This is a genomic window from Corynebacterium sp. Z-1, from assembly GCF_031844665.1.
Classification (GTDB): domain Bacteria; phylum Actinomycetota; class Actinomycetes; order Mycobacteriales; family Mycobacteriaceae; genus Corynebacterium; species Corynebacterium sanguinis.
Genome location: NZ_CP134621.1, coordinates 757,943 through 783,609 on the forward strand (window position 1 = coordinate 757,943; position 25,667 = coordinate 783,609).

Annotated in this window: 26 protein-coding genes; 21 read left to right on the top strand and 5 right to left on the bottom strand. The window is 67.1% G+C overall.

The window, feature by feature from the left end:
- Positions 1-4: 4 nt before the first annotated feature.
- From hemC to RIU96_RS03815, 17 genes are all read left to right on the top strand, one after another.
- A complete protein-coding gene (gene hemC / locus RIU96_RS03735; RefSeq protein WP_136653454.1) occupies positions 5-910 on the top strand; it encodes a hydroxymethylbilane synthase in 906 nt (301 codons plus the stop codon).
- 161 nt (positions 911-1,071) lie between these two features.
- Complete coding sequence (locus RIU96_RS03740) at positions 1,072-2,778, top strand: bifunctional uroporphyrinogen-III C-methyltransferase/uroporphyrinogen-III synthase (protein WP_311205121.1); 1,707 nt, start codon at positions 1,072-1,074, stop codon at positions 2,776-2,778.
- A 29-nt stretch (positions 2,779-2,807) separates the two neighbouring features.
- Positions 2,808-3,800, top strand: a complete 993-nt coding sequence (hemB, locus tag RIU96_RS03745; protein WP_259789875.1) for a porphobilinogen synthase — start codon at positions 2,808-2,810, stop codon at positions 3,798-3,800.
- Complete coding sequence (locus RIU96_RS03750; protein WP_136653451.1) at positions 3,797-4,387, top strand: hypothetical protein; 591 nt, start codon at positions 3,797-3,799, stop codon at positions 4,385-4,387. The genes hemB and RIU96_RS03750 overlap by 4 nt, the downstream gene beginning before the upstream one ends.
- A gap of 13 nt (positions 4,388-4,400) precedes the next feature.
- Positions 4,401-4,862 carry a hypothetical protein gene (locus RIU96_RS03755; RefSeq protein WP_136653464.1) on the top strand — a complete coding sequence of 154 codons (462 nt, stop codon included), beginning with the start codon at positions 4,401-4,403 and terminating at the stop codon, positions 4,860-4,862.
- Complete coding sequence (locus RIU96_RS03760) at positions 4,859-7,417, top strand: heavy metal translocating P-type ATPase (protein ID WP_136653449.1); 2,559 nt, start codon at positions 4,859-4,861, stop codon at positions 7,415-7,417. Before RIU96_RS03755 ends, RIU96_RS03760 begins: the two co-directional genes overlap by 4 nt.
- 11 nt (positions 7,418-7,428) lie before the next feature.
- Positions 7,429-8,478: a uroporphyrinogen decarboxylase gene (hemE, locus tag RIU96_RS03765; protein WP_144317465.1), complete on the top strand. Its 1,050-nt coding sequence runs from the start codon at positions 7,429-7,431 to the stop codon at positions 8,476-8,478.
- 1 nt (position 8,479) lies between these two features.
- A complete protein-coding gene (locus RIU96_RS03770; RefSeq protein ID WP_311205122.1) occupies positions 8,480-9,856 on the top strand; it encodes a protoporphyrinogen oxidase in 1,377 nt (458 codons plus the stop codon).
- Positions 9,857-9,877: 21 nt separating this feature from the next.
- The gene (locus RIU96_RS03775) at positions 9,878-10,603 is read left to right on the top strand and encodes a DedA family protein (protein ID WP_136653443.1); all 726 of its coding nucleotides are present in this window, start codon (positions 9,878-9,880) and stop codon (positions 10,601-10,603) included.
- Between the two features lie 10 nt (positions 10,604-10,613).
- Positions 10,614-11,921: a glutamate-1-semialdehyde 2,1-aminomutase gene (gene hemL / locus RIU96_RS03780; protein WP_136653441.1), complete on the top strand. Its 1,308-nt coding sequence runs from the start codon at positions 10,614-10,616 to the stop codon at positions 11,919-11,921.
- Entirely contained in the window at positions 11,918-12,520 is a 603-nt protein-coding gene (locus RIU96_RS03785; protein ID WP_136653439.1) for a histidine phosphatase family protein, read from the top strand. The genes hemL and RIU96_RS03785 overlap by 4 nt, the downstream gene beginning before the upstream one ends.
- Before the next feature lie 3 nt (positions 12,521-12,523).
- Positions 12,524-13,081: a TlpA disulfide reductase family protein gene (locus RIU96_RS03790; RefSeq protein WP_246062856.1), complete on the top strand. Its 558-nt coding sequence runs from the start codon at positions 12,524-12,526 to the stop codon at positions 13,079-13,081.
- Entirely contained in the window at positions 13,082-13,861 is a 780-nt protein-coding gene (locus RIU96_RS03795) for a cytochrome c biogenesis CcdA family protein (protein WP_136653435.1), read from the top strand.
- A complete protein-coding gene (locus RIU96_RS03800; RefSeq protein ID WP_136653433.1) occupies positions 13,861-15,495 on the top strand; it encodes a cytochrome c biogenesis protein ResB in 1,635 nt (544 codons plus the stop codon). The genes RIU96_RS03795 and RIU96_RS03800 overlap by 1 nt, the downstream gene beginning before the upstream one ends.
- A 28-nt stretch (positions 15,496-15,523) precedes the next feature.
- Positions 15,524-16,537 carry a c-type cytochrome biogenesis protein CcsB gene (gene ccsB / locus RIU96_RS03805; protein ID WP_136653431.1) on the top strand — a complete coding sequence of 338 codons (1,014 nt, stop codon included), beginning with the start codon at positions 15,524-15,526 and terminating at the stop codon, positions 16,535-16,537.
- A complete protein-coding gene (gene galE / locus RIU96_RS03810; protein WP_144689045.1) occupies positions 16,538-17,527 on the top strand; it encodes a UDP-glucose 4-epimerase GalE in 990 nt (329 codons plus the stop codon).
- A 6-nt stretch (positions 17,528-17,533) separates the two neighbouring features.
- Positions 17,534-17,779 (top strand): helix-turn-helix transcriptional regulator, encoded by a 246-nt coding sequence (locus RIU96_RS03815; protein ID WP_136653427.1) that lies wholly within the window; start codon positions 17,534-17,536, stop codon positions 17,777-17,779.
- On the opposite strand, the gene RIU96_RS03820 is transcribed toward RIU96_RS03815, so the two are convergent.
- On the bottom strand, positions 17,776-18,024 hold the full coding sequence (locus RIU96_RS03820) for a hypothetical protein (RefSeq protein ID WP_136653425.1): 249 nt from the start codon (positions 18,022-18,024) through the stop codon (positions 17,776-17,778). The genes RIU96_RS03815 and RIU96_RS03820 overlap by 4 nt on opposite strands.
- Positions 18,025-18,068: 44 nt before the next feature.
- Between RIU96_RS03820 and RIU96_RS03825 the strand changes: the two genes are divergently transcribed.
- On the top strand, positions 18,069-18,380 hold the full coding sequence (locus tag RIU96_RS03825; RefSeq protein WP_136653423.1) for a DUF4229 domain-containing protein: 312 nt from the start codon (positions 18,069-18,071) through the stop codon (positions 18,378-18,380).
- Here the strand turns inward: RIU96_RS03825 and RIU96_RS03830 are convergent.
- Together RIU96_RS03830 and RIU96_RS03835 are read right to left on the bottom strand one after the other, a co-directional pair.
- Complete coding sequence (locus RIU96_RS03830) at positions 18,377-19,288, bottom strand: AEC family transporter (protein ID WP_311205123.1); 912 nt, start codon at positions 19,286-19,288, stop codon at positions 18,377-18,379. The two genes, RIU96_RS03825 and RIU96_RS03830, sit on opposite strands and share 4 nt — an antisense overlap.
- Positions 19,289-19,304: 16 nt before the next feature.
- Positions 19,305-19,484 (bottom strand): YegP family protein, encoded by a 180-nt coding sequence (locus tag RIU96_RS03835; protein ID WP_136653419.1) that lies wholly within the window; start codon positions 19,482-19,484, stop codon positions 19,305-19,307.
- A gap of 593 nt (positions 19,485-20,077) precedes the next feature.
- Here RIU96_RS03835 and RIU96_RS03840 point away from each other — a divergent pair.
- Positions 20,078-21,409, top strand: coding sequence for an HNH endonuclease signature motif containing protein (locus tag RIU96_RS03840; RefSeq protein ID WP_136653417.1), 1,332 nt, complete (start codon positions 20,078-20,080; stop codon positions 21,407-21,409).
- On the opposite strand, the gene RIU96_RS03845 is transcribed toward RIU96_RS03840, so the two are convergent.
- Positions 21,406-22,332 (bottom strand): 1,4-dihydroxy-2-naphthoate polyprenyltransferase, encoded by a 927-nt coding sequence (locus RIU96_RS03845; protein ID WP_136653415.1) that lies wholly within the window; start codon positions 22,330-22,332, stop codon positions 21,406-21,408. The two genes, RIU96_RS03840 and RIU96_RS03845, sit on opposite strands and share 4 nt — an antisense overlap.
- Before the next feature lie 210 nt (positions 22,333-22,542).
- On the opposite strand from RIU96_RS03845, the gene RIU96_RS03850 reads away from it, so the two are divergent.
- Together RIU96_RS03850 and RIU96_RS03855 are read left to right on the top strand one after the other, a co-directional pair.
- Entirely contained in the window at positions 22,543-23,247 is a 705-nt protein-coding gene (locus RIU96_RS03850; RefSeq protein WP_259787835.1) for a glycosyltransferase, read from the top strand.
- Positions 23,237-24,493 carry a phytoene desaturase family protein gene (locus tag RIU96_RS03855; protein WP_136653411.1) on the top strand — a complete coding sequence of 419 codons (1,257 nt, stop codon included), beginning with the start codon at positions 23,237-23,239 and terminating at the stop codon, positions 24,491-24,493. Before RIU96_RS03850 ends, RIU96_RS03855 begins: the two co-directional genes overlap by 11 nt.
- Here RIU96_RS03855 and menE read toward each other — a convergent pair.
- Positions 24,477-25,601, bottom strand: coding sequence for an o-succinylbenzoate--CoA ligase (gene menE / locus RIU96_RS03860; RefSeq protein ID WP_136653409.1), 1,125 nt, complete (start codon positions 25,599-25,601; stop codon positions 24,477-24,479). The genes RIU96_RS03855 and menE overlap by 17 nt on opposite strands.
- Positions 25,602-25,667: the final 66 nt, after the last annotated feature.

The window sequence follows — 25,667 nt, forward strand, 5'->3', positions numbered from 1 at the left end:
CCTTATGCTGCACATTGGAACCCGAGGCTCGCACCTGGCCACGACGCAGGCCGGCCACGTCCGCGACGAGATCATCGCCGCCGGCCACGACGCCGAGCTGACCATCGTGACCACGCCCGGTGACCTGTCGCAGGCCCCGGTCGAGCGTATCGGCGTAGGCGTGTTCACCTCCGCCCTGCGCGACGCGCTGTTCCGCGGCGAGGTCGAGATCGCGGTCCACTCGTTCAAGGACCTGCCCACGGCCGACGAGCCCCGCGCCCACATTGTGGTCCCGACCCGCGAGGACAACCGCGAGGCGCTGATTGCCCGCGACAACATGCAGCTTGCCGACCTCCCGCAGGGTGCGCGCGTGGGCACCTCCGCACCGCGGCGCATCTCCCAGCTCAAGGCGATGCGCCCCGACTTGGACATCCGCCCGCTGCGCGGCAACATCGAATCCCGCATGGGGCGAGTCACCAGCGGCGAGCTAGACGCCATCGTGCTCGCCTACGCGGGCCTGTCGCGCGCCGGCTACGGTGATCGCGCCACGCAGCTTTTCGACGCCACCACGTTCCTGCCCGCCCCTGCCCAGGGAGCTCTAGCCGTGGAGTGCCGCAGTGACGACGCCGCAACGCGCGCGGTGCTCGACCCGCTGATGGACACCACCGCCGCGCTGCAGATCTCCGCAGAGCGCCACGTGTTGGCCACCCTCGAGGCCGGGTGCACGGCGCCGGTCGCCGCGCACGCCGCGTACGACGACGGTGTGCTGACGCTGCGCGCCGGGGTGTTCGCCCTCGACGGCTCGCGCCAGCTGGTGGAAACGGGCTCGGTCCGCCTCCCGGATGTGCTTGACCGCGAGGCGGCGCGGGGGCTCGGGCGAGAGCTCGCCTCGACGCTTCTTGAGTCGGGCGCGGCCGAGCTCATGACGTAGCGCCACGGGGAGGGTAAACGGCCGGGTTTTTGATTCCCGGCGGATTCACTTTAAGGTGTAACTACCATACGTCGAGAAATCCCGGAGCATGCGGGGTCCGTTTAGTCGGCCCCGGCTGCCGGGGTTACGCTTACGCCTTTTTTAAAGAAAAGAACCTTTTTATGACTCTGCCCTCCACCACGCCCCAGCCGGGGAAGATCATCTTCGTTGGCGCAGGCCCGGGCAACCCAGATCTGCTGACGATCCGCGCCCGCGAGGTGATGGAGTCTAACTCTATCGCCGTCGTTGACCCCGATGTCCTTCAGGGGGTGCGTGACGTTATCGCCTCCAAGCTGCCGGTGCCGCAAGCGAAGCTCAAGGAAGCCAACGAGCGTTATGAGCAGATGTGTGCCGAGGCCCGCGAAGCCGGCGCGCGCCGCAAGCCGCCGCGCCCGGCCGACCCGACCGCCGCGGAGATCCAGGAGGTGGGCAACCTGGGCGCGGGCATCGTCGAGATCTTAAAGGGCGGGCTGGAGCGTGCGGTCGCCGCGATTGAGCGCGGTGAGGCCGGCGACGGCGACGTGATCCGCCTGGTCAGCGGCAACCCGCTGACCCGCGACGCTGTGAAAGAAGAGATCTCGGCCGTGGCGTCGGCCGGGTTAGAGTTCCAGGTCGTGCCCGGCATGTCTCTGCCGTCGACGGTGCCCTCGTTTGCTGGCATCGCTCTCGGTTCGACGTACACCGAGGCGGACCTGTCGAATGAGCCCGTCGACTGGGAGGGCCTGGCCCACGCCCCGCAGCCCCTGGTGCTGCAGGCGGTGGCGGAGCAGTTGCCGCTCATCTCCGCAGAGCTCATCGAGCGCGGTTTCTCCCCCTCGACGTCGCTGACGGTGACCACGAACGGCACGACGCGCCTGCAGCGCACCTTCGACGCGACGCTGGAGACGATCGGCAAGATCGACGCCGACTTGGAGGGCAACCTGGTTGTCACCATCGGCACGGCGGTTGACGACCGCTCCAAGTACTCCTGGTGGGAAAACCGCCCCCTGTACGGCTGGCGGGTGCTGGTCCCGCGCGCGAAGGAGCAGGCAGGGCCGATGAACGCGCGGCTGTCCACCTACGGCGCGATCCCGCAGTCGGTGCCGACGATTTCCATGGAGCCGCCGCGCAACCCGGCGCAGATGGACCGCGCGATCAAGGGCATCGTCGAGGGCCGGTACCAGTGGATCGTGTTCACCTCGACCAACGCGGTGGACGCGGTGTGGGACAAGTTCGAGGAGCTCGGCCTCGATGCCCGATCGTTCGCCGGCGTTCACCTCGCCGCCGTGGGGCAGAAGACCGGCGATGCGCTGCGCGCCCGTGGCATGCTGCCGGAGCTCATCCCGCACCGCACGAAGCAGAACGCCCACGGCCTGGTGGAGATTTTCCCCGAGTACGTCGAGGACATCGACCCCGTTTCGCGGGTGCTCTTGCCGCGCGCTGACCTCGGCACGGACGTGCTCGTCGACGGCCTGGTCGACCTCGGCTGGGAAGTCGACGATGTGGTCGCCTACCGGACCGTGCGCGCGGCGCCGCCGCCGCTCGAGGTGCGTGACATGATCAAGTCGGGAGGCTTCGACGCGGTGTGCTTCACCTCGGCCTCCACGGTGAAGAACCTCGTCGGCATCGCCGGCAAGCCCCACCAGCGCACGATCATCGCCGCGATCGGCCCGATGGCGGCCGCCGAGGCGCGCGAACAGGGCCTGCGTGTCGACGTCGTGCCCGAGGTCGCCGACGTGCCTTCGCTTGTCGACGCCCTCGCTGAGCACGTCGCCGGCCTGCGCGCCACCGGCCAGCTGCCGCCTCCCCGCAAAAAGCGCCGCGTGCGTCGGAAGGCTGCCGGCGAGTAGTGTCCGCCCAAGGGCCTAGACTGGGTTCCGTGTCTTTTGCTAACGAGATCCGCCGCCGCCCACGCCGCCTGCGCACTACCCCCGCCATGCGGGAGCTTGTCGCCGAGACGCGGGTGGGCGCCAGCGATCTGATTTACCCGATGTTCTACGCCGACGGCCTGGACTCCAAGCGCGAGATTTCGTCCATGCCGGGCCAATACCAGCACACGCTGGACTCCCTCAAGGCCACCGCGTACGAGGCTCTCGAAGCGGGGGTGCGCTGTATCGACCTGTTTGGCGTGCCGCTCGATTCCGACAAGGACGCCACCGGCTCGGTCGGCTGGGCCGAGGACGGGGTGCTCAACCGCGGCATCCGAGCCCTGCGCGAGGAGTTCGGCGACGACCTCGTGATCATGGCCGATACCTGCCTTGACGAGTTCACTGACCACGGCCACTGCGGGATTGTCGACGAAAAGCGCCAGGTCGTGCTTAACGACGCCACCCTCGACTGCTATGCGCGCATGGCCGTGGCCCAGGCGCGCGCCGGTGCGCACGTGGTCAGCCCCTCAGGCATGATGGACGGCCAGGTGAGCGTGATCCGCAGCGCGCTCGACGCCGAGGGCTTCACCGACGTTGCGATCATGGCCTACTCCGCGAAGTACGCTTCTGCCTTCTTTGGGCCGTTTCGTGAGGCCGTGGGGTCGTCGTTACGCGGCGATCGCCGCACCTACCAGCAAGATCCCGCGAACGCGCGCGAGTCCTTGCTGGAGGCGCAGCTCGATATCGATGAGGGCGCGGACTTCGTCATGGTCAAACCGGCGATGGCGTACCTCGACGTTCTGGCCCGCATCGCCGAGTTCTCCCCCGTGCCGGTGGCGGCGTACCAGGTCTCCGGTGAGTACGCGATGATTCAGGCCGCGGGCCGTAACGGCTGGGTCGATCTGGAGGCGACGATGCTGGAGTCGCTGACCTCGATCAAGCGCGCCGGCGCGGACCAGATCCTGACCTACTTCGCCGTCGACGCCGCGAGGATCCTGCGATGACCTCGATCCCGCCGCTGAAGCCGCAGAACCCGGACAGCCCGAGCCATATCAGTGGCGTCGGGAAGAAGCCGCGCGGCGCGGACACGATGCGCTACCTGCTGGGGAGTTGGTCGGTGATGGTGTTCGGCGAGCTCGTGCACCAGCTGACCAACTCCGTCGGCCTGATCCTCGACCCCTCGGCGCTGCGCCAGGCGGCCGCCGACGCCGCCCGCAACCGCGGCCAGGAGGTCTCGGACATGATGCTGACGATGAGCACGTATACCTCGATCGCCATCATGACGCTGTTTCAGCTGCTCATCATGGTCCTGCTGGCGTTCGCCCTGCGCGCGGTGGCGCGTGGCCAGAAATGGGCCGATGCGGCGCGCCGCCTCTTGACGGTGTTTTCCATCTTCTTTGTCATCCGCACCCTGCTGGTGGTCATCGCCCCGGCGGCGGTGGCGGGGGCGACGCAGCTTCCCGTGGGCTTTACGGCGGTTCTCGGCGTTGTCCAAATCATCATCGGTGTGGCGGCGGCGTGCGGGCTGATCTACGCTTCCCGGAAGGAAATCCACGAGGCATTGTCCCACGACACCAAGAAGGACGGGTAGGGCAGTGGCAGGCATGTTCCCCACAATGGTGGGAGGTACCAACGACCCCAACCGCCGTCCCGCGCGCCCGTACACGGGCGAGGAGTGGCCGCCCGCCCTACGCACCTCCTACTGGCTCATCATCGCGGCAGCGGTGTTGATGCTGGTCACGGGAATGGTCCTGTTGACCGCGGGCTTCCCGGAGGCCGGTGATGAGCAGTTCCGCGAGGCGTTTATGCGCAACACGCGCGTCACCGCGCTGGGCAACATCGTGCTGGCGTTGTGCATGGTCGTTGCCGCGGCACAGTTTCCCAAGGGGCTCAAGGGGGCCCGCGGGTGGGCGTGCGGGTTTATCGCGGTGGCGATCTTCATCAACCTCGCCGCGTTTGTCATCCAGGTCACCTCGTGGGCGTCGTTTGCCATCGTGGTCGCGCTGACCTTCGCGGTGTTTTTCATGTTCCGCCCCGCCGCTAACCAGTTCGTGGAGCGGCCGTGAGGGAGGCACTTGAACGCTCGATCGCGGAGGCTCGCCAGGCCGCGATTGTGGCAGGGTTCGACCCGGACACCCCGCACGAGGTGGGCGATGAGGCGGGGACTTTCCCACGCACTTCCTACGCTTTCGAGCTCACCGGCCTCGAGGACGCCCCGCAGCTGTGCGATATCGAAGAAGCGCTAGAGCGTATCGACGGCGTCTCGGCACGTCTCGTCTACCCCTCAGCGACGGCGTGGATCACCGCCCCCGAGGGCATGGACCCGGCACGTATCACCGCGGTCATCGCGGAGTTCGGCGTGCAGGCGCGGATGACGGACTCGACGCTGCGCCGCCGCGCCGTGGGCAGGCGCGCAACCGACCACCCGATGCCACGCCGCGGCACCCGCGGCATGACGGGCAAGATGCGCCGACTGCGCCGCTTCGAAGAGTTGTCCTTGAGCGAGAAGCGGGCGGCGGGATTCATGCGCGGCGACTTCGAACGCTCGCCGCGCTCCCAAACCGACCTGCTGTTTACCGCCCGCGACCTGGTCACCCCGCTGCGCATGTGGGTCGCGGTCCTGCTCACCATCCCCGTGCTGGTGATGAGCTACGTGCCCCAGGCGCAGTTTGCCGGCTGGCAGTGGGTGTGCCTGGCGCTTGCCACCCCGGTGGCGCTGTGGTGCGCTTGGCCGTTCCACCGCGCGATGGCCGGAGGCGTGCGCCGCGGCATTTCCGCGCTCGACGGGGCGAGCTCGATCGCGGTGATCGCCTCGTTCCTGTGGGCCCTGTGCGCGCTGCTGTTTACACGCGCGGGAGACATCGGCTGGCAATCCAGCGGCGAATGGCTGCCCACCCGCCGCGGTGACGGCATCGAGCTCTTCCTCGACGTCGCTTGCGGTGTCACAGCCCTGTTGCTGGTGGGCCGCTACAACTCAATCCGCGTGCGCTCTTACCTGCTTGAGGACATGGAGCGGCGCCGGCCCGACCCGAACCGCGAGTTCACGGTCATCCGGCGCGGCCGCACCTCCGGCAAGGTGGTCAAGGAGCAGCTTCCTGCCTCCGAGCTCAACCGCGGTGACGACGTGGTCCTGGGCCCCGGCGACATCATTCCCGTCGACGGCGACATCGTCGGCGGCTCGTGCATGCTGCGCTCGCCGCTGATCAACACGCGCGAATTGCTTGAAGCCAAAGTCGGTTCGCGCATCTACTCCGGTGAGCTGATCAAGTCCGGCACGGTGAAGGTGCGCGTCGCGCGTACTGGCCACGCCACGCGGTGGGCCGTCGTGCACAAGTGGGTCGAGGATGCCTCGAAGCGCGAGAACGTTGCCACCATGCTCTCGACGCGCTCGGCCAGCCTGCTCATCCCCGCGGCCTACTTCATTGCCGGGGCGGATTTCCTGATCTGGTTGCTGATCACGGGCGACTTCAACAAGGCCTTTTCCACCGCGCTGGCCATCCTCGCGGTGGTCGCCCCGGTCGCGCTGGCGATCTCGCCGGCGCTGGCGCTGCGCCTCGGCATTGAATCGGCCGCCCGGAACGGCATTTTGCTTCGCGACGGCCACACGTTCCGCGTGCTGGAGACGACGGACACGGCGGTGTTCAACCGGGTGGGCACCCTGGCCACGCCGGAGATGCAGGTGGAAACGGTGACCGCGGAGCGCGGTGAGGACCCCGACATTGTGCTGCGCGTCGCGTCCGTGCTGGCGGTAGAGTCGGACAACCCGATGGCGAAGGCGCTGGTCAAATCCGCCCGCGAATCCCGGGACACGCGCTCGAAGGACGCGTCGCTGCCGACGTGGATCGAGCTGAGCAACGAGGTCGACAGCGCCGACGGGGAGTTCGCTGGCCGGCTCACGCTCACGTTTGAGGAAGACGACGGCGAGGAGCGCACGGAGGTCATCGAGGCCTCGCTGTGGCGCCCGACGGACCTGTCGCGTCTGCGCGGCCGCTTGGCCGTCGCCGCGACCAGCGGCGGCACCCCCATCGTGGTGCGCTACAGGGGCAAGGACCGCGGCGTGATCACCTTCTACGACCCGGCGAAGCCCGACGCCATCGACGCCGTTGAGCGCCTCGAGGACATGGGCGTGGAAACGGTGATGCTCACCCGCGACACCTACCCGGTGGCGCGGCGCTTCGCCGACTTCCTCGGGGTGTCCAACGTGCTCGCGGGCGTGCGCGCCGCCGACAAGCCGGGCGCGGTGCGCGCTCTGCACACCCAGGGCGCGACGGTGGCGATGGTGGGCGACCACACGGTCATGGGCGTGCTACGCGTTGCCGACGTGGGCATCCTCTACGCCAGCGACAAGGCCATCGACAGCCGCCTGAGCAAGGTCGCCGAAAACGCCGAGGTCGTGCTCTTGCGTGACGACGTCATGGCGGTGCCTCAGCTCATCGCCTTGGCGCGCCGGGTGTGCGGCATCATCGACTCGAACATGCTGTTCGCGTGGATTTACAACATCGCCGCCATCGCGCTGGCGGTCGCCGGCGTGCTGCCCCCGATGGGCGCGACGCTGGTGATGCTGGGCTGCACGCTCATCATTGAGGCACGCTCGGCTCGGGCGCGTCGCTTCCCGCTGTAGACTCCACCTATATGACTAGTCGTGAGTTGACACACGCCCCGATCATCGACGCAGCCTACGGGCGTACCCCGACGCGGACCCCGGTGTGGTTCATGCGCCAGGCGGGCCGCTCGCTGCCCGAGTACCGGCAGGTGCGCGAAGGAATCGCTATGCTGGACTCCTGCTTCATACCGGAGCTGCTCGCAGAGATCACCCTCCAGCCGGTGCGCCGCCACGACGTTGACGCCGCGATTTTGTTCTCCGACATCGTGGTGCCGCTCAAGGCCGCCGGCGTGGATGTAGAGATTGTCCCCGGCCGCGGTCCCGTGATGGGGCAGGCGGTGCGCAGTCGGGAGGACGTCGATAAGCTGCCCGTGCTCGAGGGCGACGTCGAGGAGGTCGCGCGCGGCATCCGCATCATCCTCGACGAGCTCACCGACGCCCAGGCGCTGATCGGGTTCGTCGGCGCGCCGTTTACACTGGCCAGCTACCTCGTTGAGGGCGGGCCGTCGAAGAACCACGAGAAGACCAAGGCGATGATGCACGGCGAGCCTGAGACGTGGCACGCGCTGATGGAGAAGCTGGTGCCCACGATCGTGGCGTTCTTGCGTACGCAGGTCACCGCGGGCATCGACGCGATGCAGCTGTTCGATTCCTGGGCCGGGTTCCTCACCGAGCGCGACTACCGCGAGCACGTCCTGCCCTACTCCGTGGAGATTCTGCGCTCCGTCGAGGGCGAGATCCCGCGCATTCACTTCGGCGTGGCCACCGGCGAGCTGCTCGGCGCGATGAGCGAGGCGGGCAGCGAGGTCATGGGTGTCGATTGGCGCGTGCCGCTGGACGTGGCCGCGCGGCGTTTCGCCACACCACGGGTGCTGCAGGGCAATCTGGATCCCGCGATCCTCTTCGCCGGGCCCGAGGTGGTGCGCGGCGAGGTGCGCCGCATCAAGGAGGAGGCGGCGCGCGCGATCGAGCGTGGCGACGCCACCGGTCACATCTTCAACCTCGGCCACGGGGTGCTGCCGACGACGGACGCGGATGCGATTACCGAGGCCGTCGCGATGATCCACGAGGAGGCATAGGGTGTGTATCGCGATCATCGGGGCGGGGCTGGCCGGGCTGACCGCGGCCTACGAGCTGCGCGATCACGACGTCGACGTCTACGAGGCCACCGACCGCATCGGCGGCAAGTTGCACACGGTCGCCTTCGAGGCGGGCCCGACCGACATGGGCGCGGAGGCGTTTCTGGCGCGCCGAGCCGACATGGTCGACTTCGTCGCTGAGCTCGGTCTGACCGGCTCGCTGGTGGAGCCCTCGGGGCTCGGCTCGCTCGTCTACACCGGCGGCAGCGCCAAACCGCTGCCGCGCGGCGGCGTGATGGGCATCCCGTCGTCTGGGCAGGCGGTCGCGCACCTAGTTTCCGCCGAGACCGCCTCGCGTATCGACGCCGAATCCACCGCCCCGGGCTTCACCTGGGACACAGAGGGCGACCGCAGCGTCGGCGAGCTCGTGCGGGCCCGTTACGGCGACGAAGTCGCGGACCGGGTTGTCTCCGCGCTGCTGGGCGGCGTGTACTCCTGCAGCGCCGACGACCTCGGCGTGCGCGCGACCGTGCCGCAGCTCGCCGCCGAGCTCGACCGGCTGGCCACCGGCGGCGCCCCGGTGCACCTGTCGACGGCGGTGAAGAACCTGGAGGAGTCCCGCGCCCAGCTCGCTGGTACCCAGGGGGCGGTGTTCAACTCCTTCCGCGACGGCTACCAGGAGCTTTACGAGGCACTCGCGGAGCAATCCGGTGCGGACATCTACGTCGACTCGTTCATCTCCGGCATCACCCGCGAGGGCGAGGGCTACCGGCTCACCGGCGGTGAGGACGCGGTCTACGACACCGTCATCCTCGCCGTGCCGGCCCCCACCGCCGGGATGCTGCTGCGCGCCGCGGCGCCGGAGGCCGCGTCCGAGCTGGCCGGGATCAAGCTGGCGAACTCCGTGGTCGTGGGCATGCGCTTCGCCACCGAGGAGGGCCTGCCGCACAACTCGGGCGTGCTGATCGCCGCCGACGAGGAGGGCCTTACGGCCAAGGCGTTCACGCTGTCCTCGAGGAAGTGGCCGCACCTGGCTGCGCGCGGCGGCGCGCTCGTGCGCGCGAGCTTCGGCCGCTTCGGCGACGACATCGCGCTGCGCGCCGACGAGGACACGCTTGTCGACGCCGCCCTGGACGACCTGCACAAAGTCACCGGCTTCGACGGCCGCGCCGCGGGCCTAGAGGAGATCTACGTGCAGCGCTGGCTCGGGGGCCTGCCGCGTTTCGACGCCACCCACCTCTCCACCGTCGCCCGCGTGCGCGCGCGCCTCGCAGCGGTCCCCGGTATCGACGTCGTTGGCGCATGGGTGAGCGGAGTGGGCGTGCCGGACGTCGTCGCGCACGCGCGCCGGGTGGCGGCAGACATTGCCGGAGCCTAAACCCGTGTAAGTTCATAGCGCGTGAGCACAGAAGATCCAGCCGACGCCCCAGAAGCCGCACCCGAAAAGGAGTGGTGGGAGGACGAATCCCTGCCGTGGAACGGCAAGCCCACCCGCGAGGACTACTGGTGCCTGGGCTGGTTTGCCTTCGTCGGGGTGTTCGGCATGGCGATGATCCCGCTGCGCGCGTGGCTGCTCGGCCTGGATCCGCCGGTGATGTTGGCGCTGACGGGGTCACGTATCGGGGCGGCGTCGACAGGCGCGCTGGCCTCGGTGGGCGAGGCGGCCAACTGGCTGTTTTTCCTACTCATTGGCTCTGTTATGGCGATTAAGTTCGACTGGATCTACTGGTGGGCCGGCAAGCTGTGGGGCCGGGGCATCCTCGATGTCCAGGCCAGCCAGTCGAAGCGCGCCGCGCGCAACATCGCCCGGGTGGAGCGCTGGGCGCTCAAGCTCGGCTGGTTGGGGATTTTCCTCGCGTATCTGCCGATTCCTCTGCCGATCGCGTTTGTCGTGTTCGTCCTGGCGGGGATGACGGGCATGCCGCTGTGGAAGTTCATGGTGATGAACTTCATCGCGAAGACGCTGTGGTCGTTTATCTACTTCGGGCTCGGCTGGGAGATCGGCGAGCCGGTGGTGTTTGTCCTCAACCAGTACGCGCGGGTGGCCAACTGGATCGCCATCGCTTTGTTGGTTGTCATCATGTTCACTGCCTTCCGCAATCAGGGCAAGAAACGGGTGGCCTAGACTGGTCATCATGACTGTGCATAATCCCGCTACCGCCCGCTCGTCCGAACTGTTCGCCCGCGCACTCAAAGTCACGCCGGGTGGCGTGAACTCGCCGGTGCGCGCGTTCGGCTCGGTGGGCGGCCAGGCTCGCTTCATCGAGCGAGCTAGCGGGGCGAAGCTTATCGACGTCGACGGCAACGAGTACGTCGATCTGGTCAACTCCTGGGGCCCGATGCTGTGCGGCAACGCGCGCCCCGAAATTCTCGAGGCGGTTGAAAAGGCTCTGGTGGACGGACTGTCCTTCGGTGCGCCGACCGAGGCCGAGGTGGAGATCGCCGAGATGATCGTCGAGCGCACCTCCGTGGAGAAGGTGCGCATGGTCAACTCGGGCACCGAGGCGACGATGTCCGCCGTGCGCCTAGCGCGCGGGTTCACGGGCCGGCCGAAGATCATCAAGTTCGACGGCTGCTACCACGGCCACGTCGACGCGCTGCTGGCCTCGGCGGGCTCGGGCTTGGCGACGTTTTCCCTGCCGGATTCGCCCGGCGTCACCGGCGCCCAGGCCGCCGACACGATCGTCGTCGCCTACAACGACCTCGAGGCGGTGAAGAACGCGTTCGCGGAGAACCCGGGCGAGATCGCCGCGGTGATCACGGAGGCCGCGGCGGGCAACATGGGCACTGTCGCCCCGTCGGAGGGCTTCAACGCGGCGCTCAAAGAGATCGCCCACGACAACGGCGCGCTGCTCATCATCGACGAGGTGATGACGGGGTTCCGCACATCGTATTCGGGCTGGTACGGCGTCGATGGCGTGGCGGGTGACCTGACCACCTTCGGCAAGGTGGTTTCCGGCGGGCTGCCGGCCGCCGCGTTCGGCGGGCGCGCGGACATTATGGACAAGCTCGCCCCGCTCGGGCCCGTCTACCAGGCAGGAACGCTCAGTGGTAACCCGGTGGCGATGGTGGCCGGGATGGCGTCGTTACGCCTCGCGAGCGAGGACATCTACCCGGTGCTGCTGCGCAACGCGGACACCCTGGAGGAGTTGATCCACACCGCGCTGGACCGCGAGGGCGTGGCGCACCACGTGCAGCGGGCGTCGACAATGCTCTCGATCCGCTTCGCCGAGGGGCCGGGATCGAACTTCGAGGAGATGAAGGCCGCGGACACCTTCCGCTACCCGGCGTTCTTCCACGCGCTGCTGGAAGGCGGAGTTTACGCCCCGCCGAGCGCGTTCGAGACGTGGTTCGTCTCCACGGCGCTGACCGCAGACGACATGGCGCGCATCGAGCGCGCCCTGGCGACGGCAGCCAAGGCCGCTGCTGAGGCTCGCGCATGACCCGCACGATCGTCCACCTCGTGCGCCACGGCGAGGTCTATAACCCAATGAAGCTGCTCTACGGGCGCATGCCCGGGTTCCACCTGAGCGCACGCGGTCGCTCCATGGCGGCGGTGACGGCCCAGTTCTTCGCCGACCGGGACGTGACCTACCTCGCGTCGAGCCCGCTGCAGCGCGCCCAAGAGACGGCGGCGCCGATCGCGGAGGTCACCGGCTGCGAGGTGGACACGCTTGACGACGTCATCGAGTCCCTCAACACCTTCGAGGGCCTGCGCACCAAGGGGTGGCGCTCCCAGCTGTGGTACCCGCCGCGCTGGCGGCACATGGTTAACCCGCTTGAGCCCAGCTGGGGGGAGCCCTACGAGGAGATCCTGGAGCGCATGCTGCGCGGTGTTGAGCACGCGCGCGCTGAAGCAGAAGGCCACGAGGCCGTTGTGGTCAGCCACCAGCTGCCCATCGTCACGGTGCAGCGCCACGTGCAGGGCAAACGATTGCCGCACCTGAGCCGCGAATGCGACTTGGCGAGCGTGACCTCGCTTGTGTTTGAGGGCGCAGATGTTGTTGACTGGTCGTACAACCGACCAGCGAAGGACGTCTAGATGCTGAAGCGACTCGCCGCGCCGTGTGCTGCGGTACTGCTCGTGGCTGGCTGCGCGGCCCCCGATAACGGCGCGACCTTTTCCTTCCACTCGCCAGGTGGGCAGGTGGAGATCTTCTACGACGAGGCCGAACGTGCCCCGTTGAGCAACGTCGGCGGTGAATCGCTCATGGAGCCCGGCGAGCAGATCAACTTGAGCGATTACGAGGGTAAGATCGTCGTGCTCAACGCCTGGGGCCAGTGGTGCGCGCCGTGTCGTGCGGAGGTAGACGACCTCCAAGCGGTTCACGAGGCGCTGGGGGATCAGGGCACGGTGCTGGGCATCAACGTGCGCGACTACAACCCGGACATCGCCCGCGACTTCGTCATCGACAACGGCGTGACCTACCCGTCGATCTACGACCCGCCGTTCAAAACGGCCGCCAGCCTGGGCGGAGTGCCCAGCTCCGTGATCCCGACGACGGTGGTGCTGGACAAGCAGCACCGCCCCGCCGCGGTGTTTTTGCGCGAGGTGACCGCCGACGACGTGCTGGCCGTGACGGACAAGCTCGAGGGGGAGTAGGTGGGCGAGTTCTTCTCTGAGCTCGTGCTCACGGGCCCGCTGCTGCTCGGGCTGCTCGCAGCCGCCCTCGCCGGGCTGGTCTCGTTCGCCTCCCCGTGCGTGATCCCGCTGGTGCCGGGCTACCTGAGCTACCTCACCGGAGTTGTCGGCGGCGAGATGGAGTACGGGGACAAAGGCCCGCGCGTCGCATCACGCAAGTGGGCCGTGACGGGTGCCGCCGGGCTGTTTGTCGCCGGGTTCACCGTCGTGTTCCTGCTGGCCACCGTCTCGGTGTTCGGCGCGATTAGTCTGATCACGCTCAACGCGGATGTGCTCATGCGCGCCGGGGGAGTGGTCACTATCCTGATGGGCCTGGTCTTTATCGGCGCGGTTCCGCTGCTGCAGCGCGACACGCGGGTTGCGCCGCGCAAGTGGACCACCATCTTCGGCGCGCCCCTGCTCGGCGGGGTGTTCGCGCTCGGGTGGACGCCGTGCCTCGGGCCCACGCTGGCGGCGATCATTTCGGTGTCGGTAGGCACCGAGGGTGTCGGCGCTGCGCGCGGCGTCGCGCTCGTGGTCGCCTACTGCCTGGGCCTCGGCCTGCCCTTTCTGTTGCTGGCGCTCGGCTCGGCGAGGGCCGTGGCGGGCGTGGACTTCCTGCGCCGCCACTCGCGCACGATCCAGCTCATCGGTGGGATCCTCATGATCATCGTCGGGCTGCTGCTTGTCACCGGAGCGTGGAATCACTTCATCTCCTGGTCGCGCCAGCTAGTCGTCGGATACGGAGCGACCTTTATCTAATGAAGACTGTTAATCGTTGGGCGCGCGCGACCTGGCACTGGCTGACCAGCATGCGCACCGCGCTCGTGCTGCTGTTCATGCTCGCGCTCGCCGCCATCCCGGGCGCGCTGTTGCCCCAGCGCTCGGTCAGCGCCACGCTTGTCGACGACTTCCTCGCCGCTAACCCCACCATGGGCCCCATCTACGACCGGCTGCAGCTCTTCAACGTATTCGGCTCGACGTGGTTCATCGCGATTGTCACGCTGCTGATGGTGTCGTTGGTCGGCTGCATCATCCCGCGCACGATCGAGCACTGGCGCGCGTTCCGCGCGACCCCGGCGCGTGCCCCGAAGTTTTTGCGGCGCATGCCGATGCACGCTCAGGGGGTCGTCGATAAGCCAATGGCGGACGTCGAGCGCGACGTCAAGGCCGTGCTCAAGCGCTGGAACATGGCCACGTACACGCCCGAGGAGGACCGCGCCGGGGTGTACTCCATCTCTGCCGAGCGCGGGTACACGCGCGAGCTGATGAACCTGCTGTTCCACATCGGGCTCGTCGGCATGATCCTCGCCTTCACCGCTGGCCGCATGGTGTTTTACGAGGGCCAGGTCATCGTGGTCACCAACTCGGCGTCCGAGTACGCGGTGCCGGTGGAGCAGTCGCGCGAGTTCTGCAACACCTCGCCGGCCAACTTCGACGTCTTCCGCGCCGGCCCGCTTTTCGACGGCACCGGGCTGACGCCGTTCTGCTTCGAGTCGCACAACTTCACCGCCGACTACCTCAATAATGGCCAGGCAAACGGGTTCGCCTCCGACATCTCGTACACGGATGACGTAACCGCGGACAAGGCGCAGTGGGAGGACTACACGCTGCGGGTCAACCACCCGCTGCGTATTAACGGCGACCGCGTCTACCTCCAGGGCCACGGCTTCGCCCCGCAGGTCACGGTGACGTGGCCGGACGGGGAATCGCGCACGCAGATGATCCAGTTCCGCCCGACCGACGTGCAGAACTTCCTGTCCTCAGGCGTGATGCGCTTCGACCCGCCCGCCGGGATGTACCCGGACCTGACGGAGCGGCGCGAGAACCAGCTCGCCGTCGAGGGCGTGTTCGCCCCGACCGCGCAGTGGACCGGCCCGAACGGCGACCAGCTGCAATCCGCCTTCCCTGCGATGACGGACCCCGCGATGGCGGTGGACATCTACGTCGGTGATGCGGGCCTGGACACGGGCCGGCCGCAGAACATCTTCGTCCTGGATCAGACGCTCATCGCCGACGGCCGGCTGCAAAAGGTCGACCGCGTCAACCTCACCCCGGGCGAGGAGGTCACCATCGACGGCGGGATCACCGTGCGTTTCGACGGCGCCGCCGAGTACGCCAACTACCAGATCTCGCGCGACCCCACTCAAATCTGGGCCCTGGCCACCACGATTGTCATGCTCGGCTCGCTGATCGGCTCGGTGACCATCAAGCGCCGCCGCGTCTGGGTGCGCCTTGCTCCCGAGGGCGGCTCGACCCGCGTTGAACTCGCTGGTCTGGCGCGCACCGACCGCGCCGGCTGGGGCACGGAGTTCGACGAGATCGCCGATCGCGTCCTAGGCCGCGGCTCGGCCGAGGACGACGACGAGGAAAGTGACCTAGAAGACCTTGGTTAATGTCGCAGCACTGGGGTAAGTTTGCCCTATGCTCGTCGACTCCACCATGGCGGACCTGTCGGACCTGACGTTCCGCACCGCATTCGTCATTTACCTGGTCGCCCTCATCATGTCCTGCGTCTACTACGGGCGTATGTTCGGCGTGATCGACATGCGCCGCGAGCGCGCGCGAACCGCCCAGAAAGTCGCCGTCGGCGCGGGCGGCCCCGACGTGGTGGTGGACAGCGCGGTTGACTTCGACAAGGCCGAGTTCGACCAGGCCGAGTTCGACCGCCGCGTTTCGGGTGCCCGCAAGTGGGCGAACATGACGCAGGCGCTCGTCTGGTTCGGCATCCTGCTGCACTTGGCGTCGTTTGTTACCCGCGGTTTCGCCGCGCGTCGGTTCCCGCTGGGCAACCTGTACGAGTACATCTTGTTCATGTCCGCGGTGGTGATGGTCGCCGCCGCGGTGGTGATTCAGCGCAGGGGCTGGCACACGCTGTGGCCGTGGGTGCTCTCGCCGATGATCATCGCGATGTTCCTCAACTCCACGGTGTTCCACATGGCGGCGGCGCCCGTGGTGCCGGCGCTGCAGTCGTACTGGCTGCCGGTGCACGTGTCCTCGGTGTCTATCGGCGCGTCGATCGGCATCGTCTCCGGCCTGTTCGCCCTGCTGTACCTGTTGCGTATGTGGCAGCCGCGCGGCGAGGAGCGTGGCTTCTTCGGCGCGATTGCCAAGCCCCTGCCGAGCGCGAAGACGCTGGACCAGATCACGTACAAAACAGCGATTATCACCCTGCCGCTGTTCGGCATCGGCATCGTGTTCGGCGCGATCTGGGCCGAGGTGGCGTGGGGCCGCTTCTGGGGCTGGGACGCGAAGGAAACGGTCTCGATGATCACCTGGATCCTCTACGCCGCTTACCTGCACGCGCGCGCCACCGCCGGGTGGAAGAACGTCCGCGCGGCGTGGATCAACGTGTTCGCACTGGCTATGACGATCTTCAACATGACCTACGTCAACACCGTCATCGCCGGACTGCACTCGTACGCGGGGCTAAACTAAATGAAGGTCCTCGTCACCGGCGGTGCCGGTTACATCGGGTCAACGGTCGCGTCCTGCTGCGCCGATAGTGGCATCACGCCCGTCATCCTCGACGACTACTCCACCGGCCTGCGCACGTTCGCGCAGCGCTTCGCCCACTACGAGGGCGACATCGCCGATGTTGCGCTGCTCAACCGCGTCGTCGACGAGCACCCGGACATTGAGGCTGTGATTCACTGCGCGGCCAAGATCGTGGTTCCGGAGAGCGTCGAAAAGCCGCTGTACTACTACGACAACAACGTCGCCAGGGCGATTTCGCTTATCGACGCCCTCTCCGCCCGCGGCATCGAAAAGTTCCTGCTCAGCTCAACCGCCGCCATGTACGAGCCCGGCGAGGACTTCATGGTCAGCGAAACCAGCACCGTCAACCCGACGAGCCCGTACGCGGCGTCGAAGTGGATGCTCGAGCACGTGCTTGCCGACGCCGCCGCGGCCGGCAACATCCGCGCCACCGCCCTGCGCTACTTCAACCCCATCGGCGCCGACCCGCAGATGCGCACCGGCCTGCAAAACCCCGCGCCCTCCCACGCGCTGGGCAAGATGATCACCGCCCAGCAAGCGGGGCAGCCCTTCCACGTCACGGGCGTGGATTGGCCGACCCGCGACGGCTCGGGCCTGCGCGACTACGTCCACGTCTGGGACCTCGCGCGCGCCCACGTCGCTGCGCTGCAGGCAACGCTGGCCGACTACGAGGTGATCAACCTGGGCACGGGCACCGGCACCACGGTGTTTGAGCTGGCTGAGGCCGTGGGCGAGGTCACCGGCAGCCCGCTGGATGTCCGTCCCGCGCCGCGTCGTGACGGCGACGTCGTCGGCAGCGCCGCGCGCACCGACAAGGCCGCCGAGGTGCTGGGCTGGGAGCCGCAGTTCTCGCTAGACGACGGCGTGCGGCACTCCCTCGAATGGGCCGAAAGGCTGCCGGGTGTGCTGCGCAGCGAGGCAGAAAGGTAGGAAGTCATGGCAGGTCCGCGAAATAAGGCAGGTAAGCCGGCGAGCGAACATCCCGTGCTGATCTCGCTCGGGGAGCAGATCGCATGCGCCCGACGCGCTGCGGGGCGTCTCCAGCAGGAGGTTGCCGACGCCGCGGGCGTGTCCCGCTCGACGCTGCACACCATTGAGCACGGCGGTGCCGGGGTGCGCTGGGAGAAGGTCGCGGCCGTCGCAGCCGCGCTCGGCCTGGCGATGACCTTCCAGCCCGTTTAGTCCTCGTCCTCGAGGCGTTTGCGGCGCTGTTCCTCTTCGCGCTTGCGACGCTCCGCTTCTTCGCGTGCGCGGCGCTCCTTGAACCGCTCCTTTTCGATGTTCCAGAGGAACTCTTCGTCGTCGTCCGGTCCCTTGATGGCCGGCGGGGCCTCGGTGTTGTTGCGGGCGGAGCTGCCCGGGCCGAAGGCGCGCCACAGCATCCACACCGCGAGGATGACGAGCAGCACGAGCAAGATTCTTCCCATGCCTACAACATACTGGGTGGGGGCATTGGGTAGGGTAACGCAGTGTGAGTGAAGTAGATGCCCCCGAGGTTGACCCGAGTGCCCGCGCCCGCGCGAACAAGGCCATCGCGGTGTACGGCGGGTTGCGCCTGCTGCTGTTCATCGGCCTCACCATCGGGATCCAGCTCCTCGCTGTCGCCATTGGCGCTCCCGTGCCGCTGATCATGTCTGCGCTGCTCGCGCTTATCGTCGCGTTCCCGCTGTCGATGTTCCTGTTCTCCCGCCAGCGCGTCGCGGCCGTCGAGACGTTGGCCACGTGGCGCGCCCAGCGCGACGCCCGCAAGCGCTGGATCCGTGATGAGCTGGCGGAGCGCTAAAGCACCGCGGCGATGACCAGCATCGCCGGCATGGACAAGAACGTGGTCAGGAAGACTGTGTCGCGGGCAACGATCTCGCCGACGCGGTAGTTGGCGGTGTAGTTGTACACGTTTTGTGCCGTCGGCAGCGCCGCGAGGATGACCGCCGCGTAGAGGTGGTTGCCTTCGAGGCCCGCTGCGGTGGCGATTGCCCAGGCGACTATCGGCATGACCGCGAGTTTCAGGGCGGTTGCGGTGAGCGTCGGCAAGCGATCTGGCCCATGGGTCAGGACTCGGGTTCCCTTGAGCGAGGCGCCGAAGCTCATCAGGATCAGCGGGATGGACGCGCCGCCGAGGATCTTGATCGGCGCCATGATCGGCTCGGGGATGGTCAGATCCGTCGCGGAGACGACGAAACCGGCGATCGCGGCGAGCACCATCGGGGCCGTCAGGCCCGCGACGATCGAATCGCGTACGTGCCGCCCGCCCCCCGCGTTGAGCCCGGCGATGACAAACGGCGACAGCACCGCCATCTGCATCACCAGCGCCGGCACGACGTAGGTCGCATCCCCGATGACGTAAATCGCGATGGGCAGGCCCATGTTCACCGAGTTGAAATAGCTTGACGACGCCGCCCCCGCCATCGTCGTGGGCACATCCTGCTTAAACGCGGCCGCGGAAATTATCCAGAAGATGGCCATCGTGGCCAGCGTTGCGCCGAACACCACGAAGTTGACCGGCGAGAGGAATGCCGACGTGTCCGACGTGGCGACGGAAGAAAAAATCAGCGAAGGGGTCGTCGCCCAGAACGCGACCCGGTTGAACTGCAGCCGCGCCTCGCCCTGGCCAATGACCCCGCGCTGAGCCAGCACATAACCAACACCGATGACGGTGAAGATGATGGAAAAGCCGGTAAGAACGTCGAGCACTCTTACCAGCTTATCCCTAGGCGGTCAGGTCCTTGACCTCTGCATCCGCCGCCTGCTGCACTGCCGCGGTTCCCTTGATCGCGGTCGCCTTGGAGTTGTAAGCCTCGCCCGTCGCGACGACCTCACCGTCGCCCGCCTTGAGGCGGAAGCGGAACTTCCCGGAGCGGTCCTCGTAAACCTCGAATTTTCCTGCCATGACATGCACCTTTTTAGTTGCGTAGTGAAGTAGTTTTCATGGGACGCTACTCCAGCTGGGCCGCTCTGCGGGCGCTTGATGGCTGGGTGTTTTGTGGAGTTGTTTCCGGATCGGTGGGGTGGGGTGCTGCAGTGGTGGCGTGGGATGCCGCACCACTCGTGGACCGAATGACTCTGCAGCTGCAGAGTGGGGTGGGAGTCTGCGATGGAGGAATTGGGGGGTTTAGGTTCGTGATCGGTTCACTCTGCCACGGAAAAGTGGTGGAGCTCGTGGGGTGGTGACCGGAAGACTCTGCAGCTGCAGAGTGAGGTGGGAGTCTGCCGCGGCGGAGTTGGGTTCCGTACGGCTTGAGGGTTGGTCCACTTTGCCACGGCGGAGTTGGTGCCTAGTTGGGTGGTGGCCGGAAGACTCCGCAGCTGCAGAGTGGACTCGGACTCTGCCACGGCAGAGTCGCGTGCCGCACGGATCGCATGTCAAAATAACTCTGCAGCTGCAGAAAACGATAGAACACATGTGCGATAATCTCCTATCCCGTGTCGCATACCGCTGCTACTCTGACCGCATAGATCGAACGCAATTACGGGGGTAAGAAAATGTCGGTTACGTACCAGGGCGGTCCACACACCACTCAACGGCGAGCTGAGATCGTCAAGCGAATCAAGAGCAACCAGTCGTGGGCGATCACGTCGCGCGCGGAAATGCTAATCGCGCTGGGCGAGTTCGACGAGCTCGGCTTGTGCGAATCATTCGGCGAAACCAGCACGGCTGGATGGCTCACGCGCGAGACTCGCATCGCAGTCTCCACGGCGTTCGAATACGTCAGCGTGGCGCGCAAGCTCGCGTATTTCCCGCTGCTCACCGCCTCTTTCCGCGCCGGCCGCTTGAGCTATTCGACGGTCAGGTATCTCCTGCGATACCTCACCCCCGAAACGGAGGCGGAGCTGGTGATGTTGGCCGAGAAGCTCTGCTTTGCGGAGCTGAAACGCGCGCTTGCGGGCGTCGATAAGCAGGAAGATCAACTGGAAGCGCCCAAATATCACCACGACGTGCGTATCGACGACAACGGCGACGTGGTCATCTCTGCCAGGCTCAACGCGGCGGATGGGGCGGCGTACATGGCTGCATTGAAGATTGCGCAGCTCGCGTACTACGGCCTCGACGACCTCGGCGACGAAGACGACGAGGAAGCGATCGAGACCGAACTCGAGCGCCGCCGAGGACAGTCGGAGGCGCACCCGGCTTCCGAGTGCACGTCGGATCACCCGCGAAGCATCTCGGCGCACTTCACGGGCAATTACTCGCGCGTTGGCCCTCCGACGAAGGACGACATGTACGCCTCACTGCTCGCGATGATTCATATGGTGAGGACGAATCCCGTGAGCGAGCTCCGCGCGCCGGGTGCGCACGTGAACATCATGATGACCACCAACGGCCGCGCGTGGCTTCCCGGCAACGTCGAGGCGCCATCAAAAGTGCTGGAAGCCTACGTCAACAACGCATTCGTGCGCCTGCAGATGCTGGACAAGAATGGTTTAACGCTTCATCTTGGCCGGAAATCGCGCTTCGTCAACAACGCCCAGTTCCGCGCACTCCTCGCGGTGTGGGGGTTCGAGTGCGCGATGCCGGGGTGCAACCATGCGAGGTTCCTCCAAGTGCACCACATCGAAGAATGGGCCGAAGGGGGCGAGACGAACCTGGAAAATTTGATCCCACTTTGTTCCGCCTGCCACTCGCGGGTCACCAACGGATACGTACACATCACCACAAACGGGCGAACAATCGAGTTCCGCTTCCGTGGCGGGCGCAGATTCGTCTCCCACGGCGGAGGACTTCCGGAGAAAGTCACGCCCTTTACCGGGCCCCTCGTTGCGGCAACCGCGGAAAACAGGGAGAACCACCCGCGGGGACGGGACTTCGCCGACTAAACCAAGGGGTAATACATGGGCGCGTACCACATGCCGCCGCCCACGACGAGCGCGACGGCGGTGGCCACGGTCCACACAAGCATCGCCTTGCCGTTGAGCCCGAGCACCGGAATCAGGGCCGGCCCCTGCGCGCCGCGCAACACCTTCAACACCGATGCCAGCGCGAGGGGCAACGCGAGCAGGGCCGCGAGAGTGGGCAGGGAGAAAATCGCGAGGACGAACGTCATGACAAAGGGCGTCATGGTCAACGCGGCGAAGAGTCGGCGCGCTTTGGCGTCGCCAAGCCGCACCGCGAGCGTGTTCTTCCCGGCTACGGTGTCCGTAGGGATGTCGCGGATGTTGTTCGCCAGATTCACGGCCGCGGAGATGGAACCCACCGCCACCGCGCAGAGGAAACCGACCACGCTGACACGGCCGGATTGGGTGAACTCGGTACCCATAACGGCGACGAGACCGAAGAAGATGAACACCGCGAGCTCGCCAAGGCCCTGGTAGCCGTAGGGATTTTTGCCGCCGGTGTAAAACCACGCGGCGGCGATACAGACTGCGCCTACCAGAATTAGCCACCACGCCGACATCACCGCGAGGATGATCCCCGCCACCGCAGCGACAAAAAACGCAATGAAGGCCGCGGCCTTCACCTGCTCGGGCGCGGCCAGGCCGGACGCGGTCAGGCGGGTCGGCCCGGTGCGATCGTCGTCGGTGCCGCGGATGCCGTCGGAGTAATCGTTGGCGTAGTTAACACCTACGATCAGGGCCCACGACACGATCAGCGCCAACACGGCGCGGCCCAGGTGCGCGCCACCGAAAAAGGCGGCGGCGCCGGTCCCGGCGATCACGGGAGCGAACGCATTTGCCCAGGTATGGGGCCGTGCGGCGTCGTAAAAGTCCCGCGCGGTAGCGGAATAGGAGTCAGAGGTCATGGCTTCTATCATGCCCGCCGACAGCGCCGCGGGCACCGAATGCGACTAAGGTTGGCCGTCATGTGGATCGACTACGCAGCTCGCCAAGCGATAATTTCGCTTGGCGCTTTTGTGCGTGCGCCGCGTCTAAAGCTCGCGGCTGAAGCTTCGTCGCTGTCGTTCCCTCAAGAAGGCTCCACCGTCATATCCTTGACTACTCACGGCGATCGCATGGCGACTTCTGTGGCTTCGATTGCGTCGCTCCTGGTGGGCACGCAGCTTCTTCCAGTGTTCCTCTGGCTGGATCGCGCCGACTTTGAGTCGGACTGGCCCGAGGGACTGCGGGGTTTGGTTGATCGGGGACTTCAGGTACGTTGCTCGGACGGTGCTTTTGGTCCACACTCGAAGTATTTTGGCACTTTTGCCCAGTTCGCTGGGACCGACACGCGCGTGATCACGGTCGACGACGACATGATGTATCCGCGCTGGTTTGCCCAAAAACTCCTCAACGCCTCCGACGCTGACCCACACCTTGTTGTGGCGTACCGAGCGCACGAGATTGCCTTCGACGGTGATGAGCTGGATATATACCGGCGCTGGAAGCGGGTCTTTACAACAGCGCCCTCGCACCGCCACTTCGCCACCGGGGTGTCCGGGGTGGTGTACCCGCCGTCGATGGTCGACTACGTCGCCGACCAGGGCACCGATTTTCTCGAGTGCGCCCCGAACGCCGACGACGTGTGGCTCAACGCCTGCGCACTGCGCTCTGACCACAGAGTGCGCCAGGTTTTTCCTCACCCACGCGAGTTTTCCATCGTGCCGGGTTCGCAGCGCACCGCGCTGGTGCACAAGAACCTCCGCGGCGGGGGCAACGACAAGCAGATCGAGGCAACGTACACGCGTGACGACGTCGAAAAGCTCCTGCATGAGCCCTAAAGCCGTCGTCGTCGGCGCCGGCATCAACGGGCTGACCGCCGCGCTGAACCTCGCGCGCGCCGGCTGGAGCGTCGAGGTGCTCGAACGCGAGGACACAATCGGCGGCAAATGCCGCTCCGCACAGCTCTTCCCGGGCACGGTCAGCGATCTCGGGGCCGCCGCGTTCCCGTTCGGCGCGCAAACACTCGACGCCGACTGGGTGCGCGCGCCGCGCCCGGTCGCGCATCCGCTGGCCAGGAACACTGCGCTTATCGACGCCCTCGGGCGCGACCAGAAAGCCTGGGACGCGCTGCACCTTCCGGTGGCGCGGGACGTCGACAAGCATCTCGCGAACATCCTCGGGCCCACCATGCTGCGCGTCCCGCCGCACCCGGTGGCGATGGCGCGCTTCGGCGTGCGCGGCGCGCTGCCCGCGACCGCGCTGGGCAACCTGCTGTTTCGCACCGAGGAGGCGAAAGCGCTGCTCGTGGGCAACGCCGTGCACTCCATGAGCTCGCCAACGCGCCCGCTGACCGCCGCGTTCGGGGTGCTCTTCGGCGCACTCGCGCACGCCAACGGGTGGCCCGTGGCGCGCGGCGGGGCCCAGACCGTGGCCGAGACCCTGGCGGCGCAGGCGCGCGACGCTGGGGTGACAATCCGCACCGGGGTGGAGGTGGAAACGCTGCCGCAAGCCGATGCGGTGGTGCTCAACATGACAGCACGCGAGGCGCAGCGCTTCGGGGCGCGCCCGCTGCACCCGGGGCCGGGGGTATTCAAGGTCGATTGGCTGCTGAATAACCCCGTGCCGTGGCGCGACCCGCGCGTCGGGCAGGCCGCAACGGTGCACGTCGGCGGCACCGCTGCGGAGATCGCCCACGCGGAGAAGCAGATCGCGCGCGGGTTGATGCCGAACCGGCCGTTCGTCATGGTGTGCCAGCAGTACGTCGCCGACCCCTCGCGCGGAACCACACTGTGGACCTACGCCCACGTCCCGCACGGTTACACTGGCGACGCCACGGGCCACATCGCGCGCCAGATCAAGCGCTTCGCCCCCGGGTTCCGCGACTGCGTTGAAGACACCCACGTCACGGGCTACATCGAGGACATCGCCGGAGGGGAAATGAACGTGCGGCAGATGGTGTTTCGCCACCCCCACCACGTCGCAGGCGGGGTGTTTCTGGCCAGCGGGTCGACGGCGCCGGGTGCCGGGGTCCACGGCATGGCCGGGCTGTGGGCGGCCCAGGCGGTGCTTAAAAGAGCTCAGTGACGGCCGCGCGGTCGACCTTACCCGGGCCGAGCAGCGGCAAAGCGGGCACCACCTTGACCTCCTTGGGCACCTGCCAGCGGGGTAGCTCCTCGAACGCGTCCATGAGCGAGGCCAGCTCGGCAGAGCCGGTGTAGGCGGCGCAGATGCGCTGGCCAAGGCGCTCGTCAGCGACCCCGACCACGCACGCGGCGGTCACGCCGGGGATGCGAAGCATGAAGTTCTCCAGCACCTCGGGGTGCAGTTTCAACCCGCCGGAGTCGATGACGTTGTCCAGGCGACCGGAGACGGTGAGGAGGCCGTCGACAAGCAAGCCCGCGTCCGAGGTGGCGAACCAGCCGGGCTCGGCGAACGCCTCGTGGCCGGGCAGGTTGCGATACCCGCGCGCAATCGTCGGGCCACCCAGCAGGATGCGGCCGCCAGCGATGCGGACCTTCGCGCCGGGCAGCGGCCGGCCGTCGTAGACGCAGCCGCCCGCGGTTTCGGAGGAGCCGTAGGTGGTCACGACGTTAACCCGCAGGTCGCGGGCGGAACGCAGCAACGTGGGGTTGGTCGCGGCGCCGCCGACCAGCACTGCGCGGAAAAGGCGCAGGGCCTCGATGCCCTCGAGGGTGGACAGTGCCTTAGCCAGCTGCATCGGTGTCAGTGAGGTGTAGCAACGCTCGCCGGTTGCCGCCAGGGCGCGGGCGCGCGCGGCGAACTCTGCGACGCGGAAGCCCTGGGAAAGATCCACGAACTCCGGCTCGACGCCCGCGACGAGACTGCGCACCAGGACCTGCAGGCCCGCGATGTAGCTCGCCGGCATGGCCAGCAACCACTGGCCCTCGCCGCCGAGGAACTGGTGCGTCGCATCCGCGCTGGACACCAGGTTCGCGCTGGTCAGCTGCGCGCCCTTCGGGCGGCCCGTGGAGCCGGAGGTGGACACGACCAGCGCGACGTCGGCGTCAATCGGCTCGCCGACGCCCTGGGTGTTACGCAGCAGGTTCGCGCGCGCCGGGTCGTCGGTAGGCACGGGCAGCAGGCTGCGGTGGCCGGCGAGGGCCTCCTCGAGGTCGTTGAGAATGGCCAGCGGGTCGCGCTGGTCGACGGGGAGGACTTCGAGGCGGTGCACGCAGGTGATTCTAGCGGGGGAGGGGAAACCGCGAGCACGCAGCGCGGATCGCCAAAGGTATTACCC

Excerpts from the sequence above, each read along its gene's own strand:
- hemC (WP_136653454.1), top strand. The coding sequence starts at position 5 with ATGCTGCACATTGGAACCCGAGGCTCGCACCTGGCCACGACGCAGGCC.
- hemE (WP_144317465.1), top strand. The coding sequence starts at position 7,429 with ATGACTAGTCGTGAGTTGACACACGCCCCGATCATCGACGCAGCCTAC.
- RIU96_RS03840 (WP_136653417.1), top strand. The coding sequence starts at position 20,078 with ATGTCGGTTACGTACCAGGGCGGTCCACACACCACTCAACGGCGAGCT.
- RIU96_RS03855 (WP_136653411.1), top strand. The coding sequence starts at position 23,237 with ATGAGCCCTAAAGCCGTCGTCGTCGGCGCCGGCATCAACGGGCTGACC.
- RIU96_RS03740 (WP_311205121.1), top strand. The coding sequence starts at position 1,072 with ATGACTCTGCCCTCCACCACGCCCCAGCCGGGGAAGATCATCTTCGTT.
- galE (WP_144689045.1), top strand. The coding sequence starts at position 16,538 with ATGAAGGTCCTCGTCACCGGCGGTGCCGGTTACATCGGGTCAACGGTC.
- RIU96_RS03785 (WP_136653439.1), top strand. The coding sequence starts at position 11,918 with ATGACCCGCACGATCGTCCACCTCGTGCGCCACGGCGAGGTCTATAAC.
- RIU96_RS03835 (WP_136653419.1), bottom strand. The coding sequence starts at position 19,484 with ATGGCAGGAAAATTCGAGGTTTACGAGGACCGCTCCGGGAAGTTCCGC.
- hemL (WP_136653441.1), top strand. The coding sequence starts at position 10,614 with ATGACTGTGCATAATCCCGCTACCGCCCGCTCGTCCGAACTGTTCGCC.
- RIU96_RS03800 (WP_136653433.1), top strand. The coding sequence starts at position 13,861 with ATGAAGACTGTTAATCGTTGGGCGCGCGCGACCTGGCACTGGCTGACC.
- RIU96_RS03820 (WP_136653425.1), bottom strand. The coding sequence starts at position 18,024 with ATGGGAAGAATCTTGCTCGTGCTGCTCGTCATCCTCGCGGTGTGGATG.
- RIU96_RS03750 (WP_136653451.1), top strand. The coding sequence starts at position 3,797 with ATGACCTCGATCCCGCCGCTGAAGCCGCAGAACCCGGACAGCCCGAGC.
- RIU96_RS03850 (WP_259787835.1), top strand. The coding sequence starts at position 22,543 with ATGGCGACTTCTGTGGCTTCGATTGCGTCGCTCCTGGTGGGCACGCAG.
- ccsB (WP_136653431.1), top strand. The coding sequence starts at position 15,524 with ATGCTCGTCGACTCCACCATGGCGGACCTGTCGGACCTGACGTTCCGC.
- RIU96_RS03815 (WP_136653427.1), top strand. The coding sequence starts at position 17,534 with ATGGCAGGTCCGCGAAATAAGGCAGGTAAGCCGGCGAGCGAACATCCC.
- RIU96_RS03755 (WP_136653464.1), top strand. The coding sequence starts at position 4,401 with ATGTTCCCCACAATGGTGGGAGGTACCAACGACCCCAACCGCCGTCCC.
- RIU96_RS03845 (WP_136653415.1), bottom strand. The coding sequence starts at position 22,332 with ATGACCTCTGACTCCTATTCCGCTACCGCGCGGGACTTTTACGACGCC.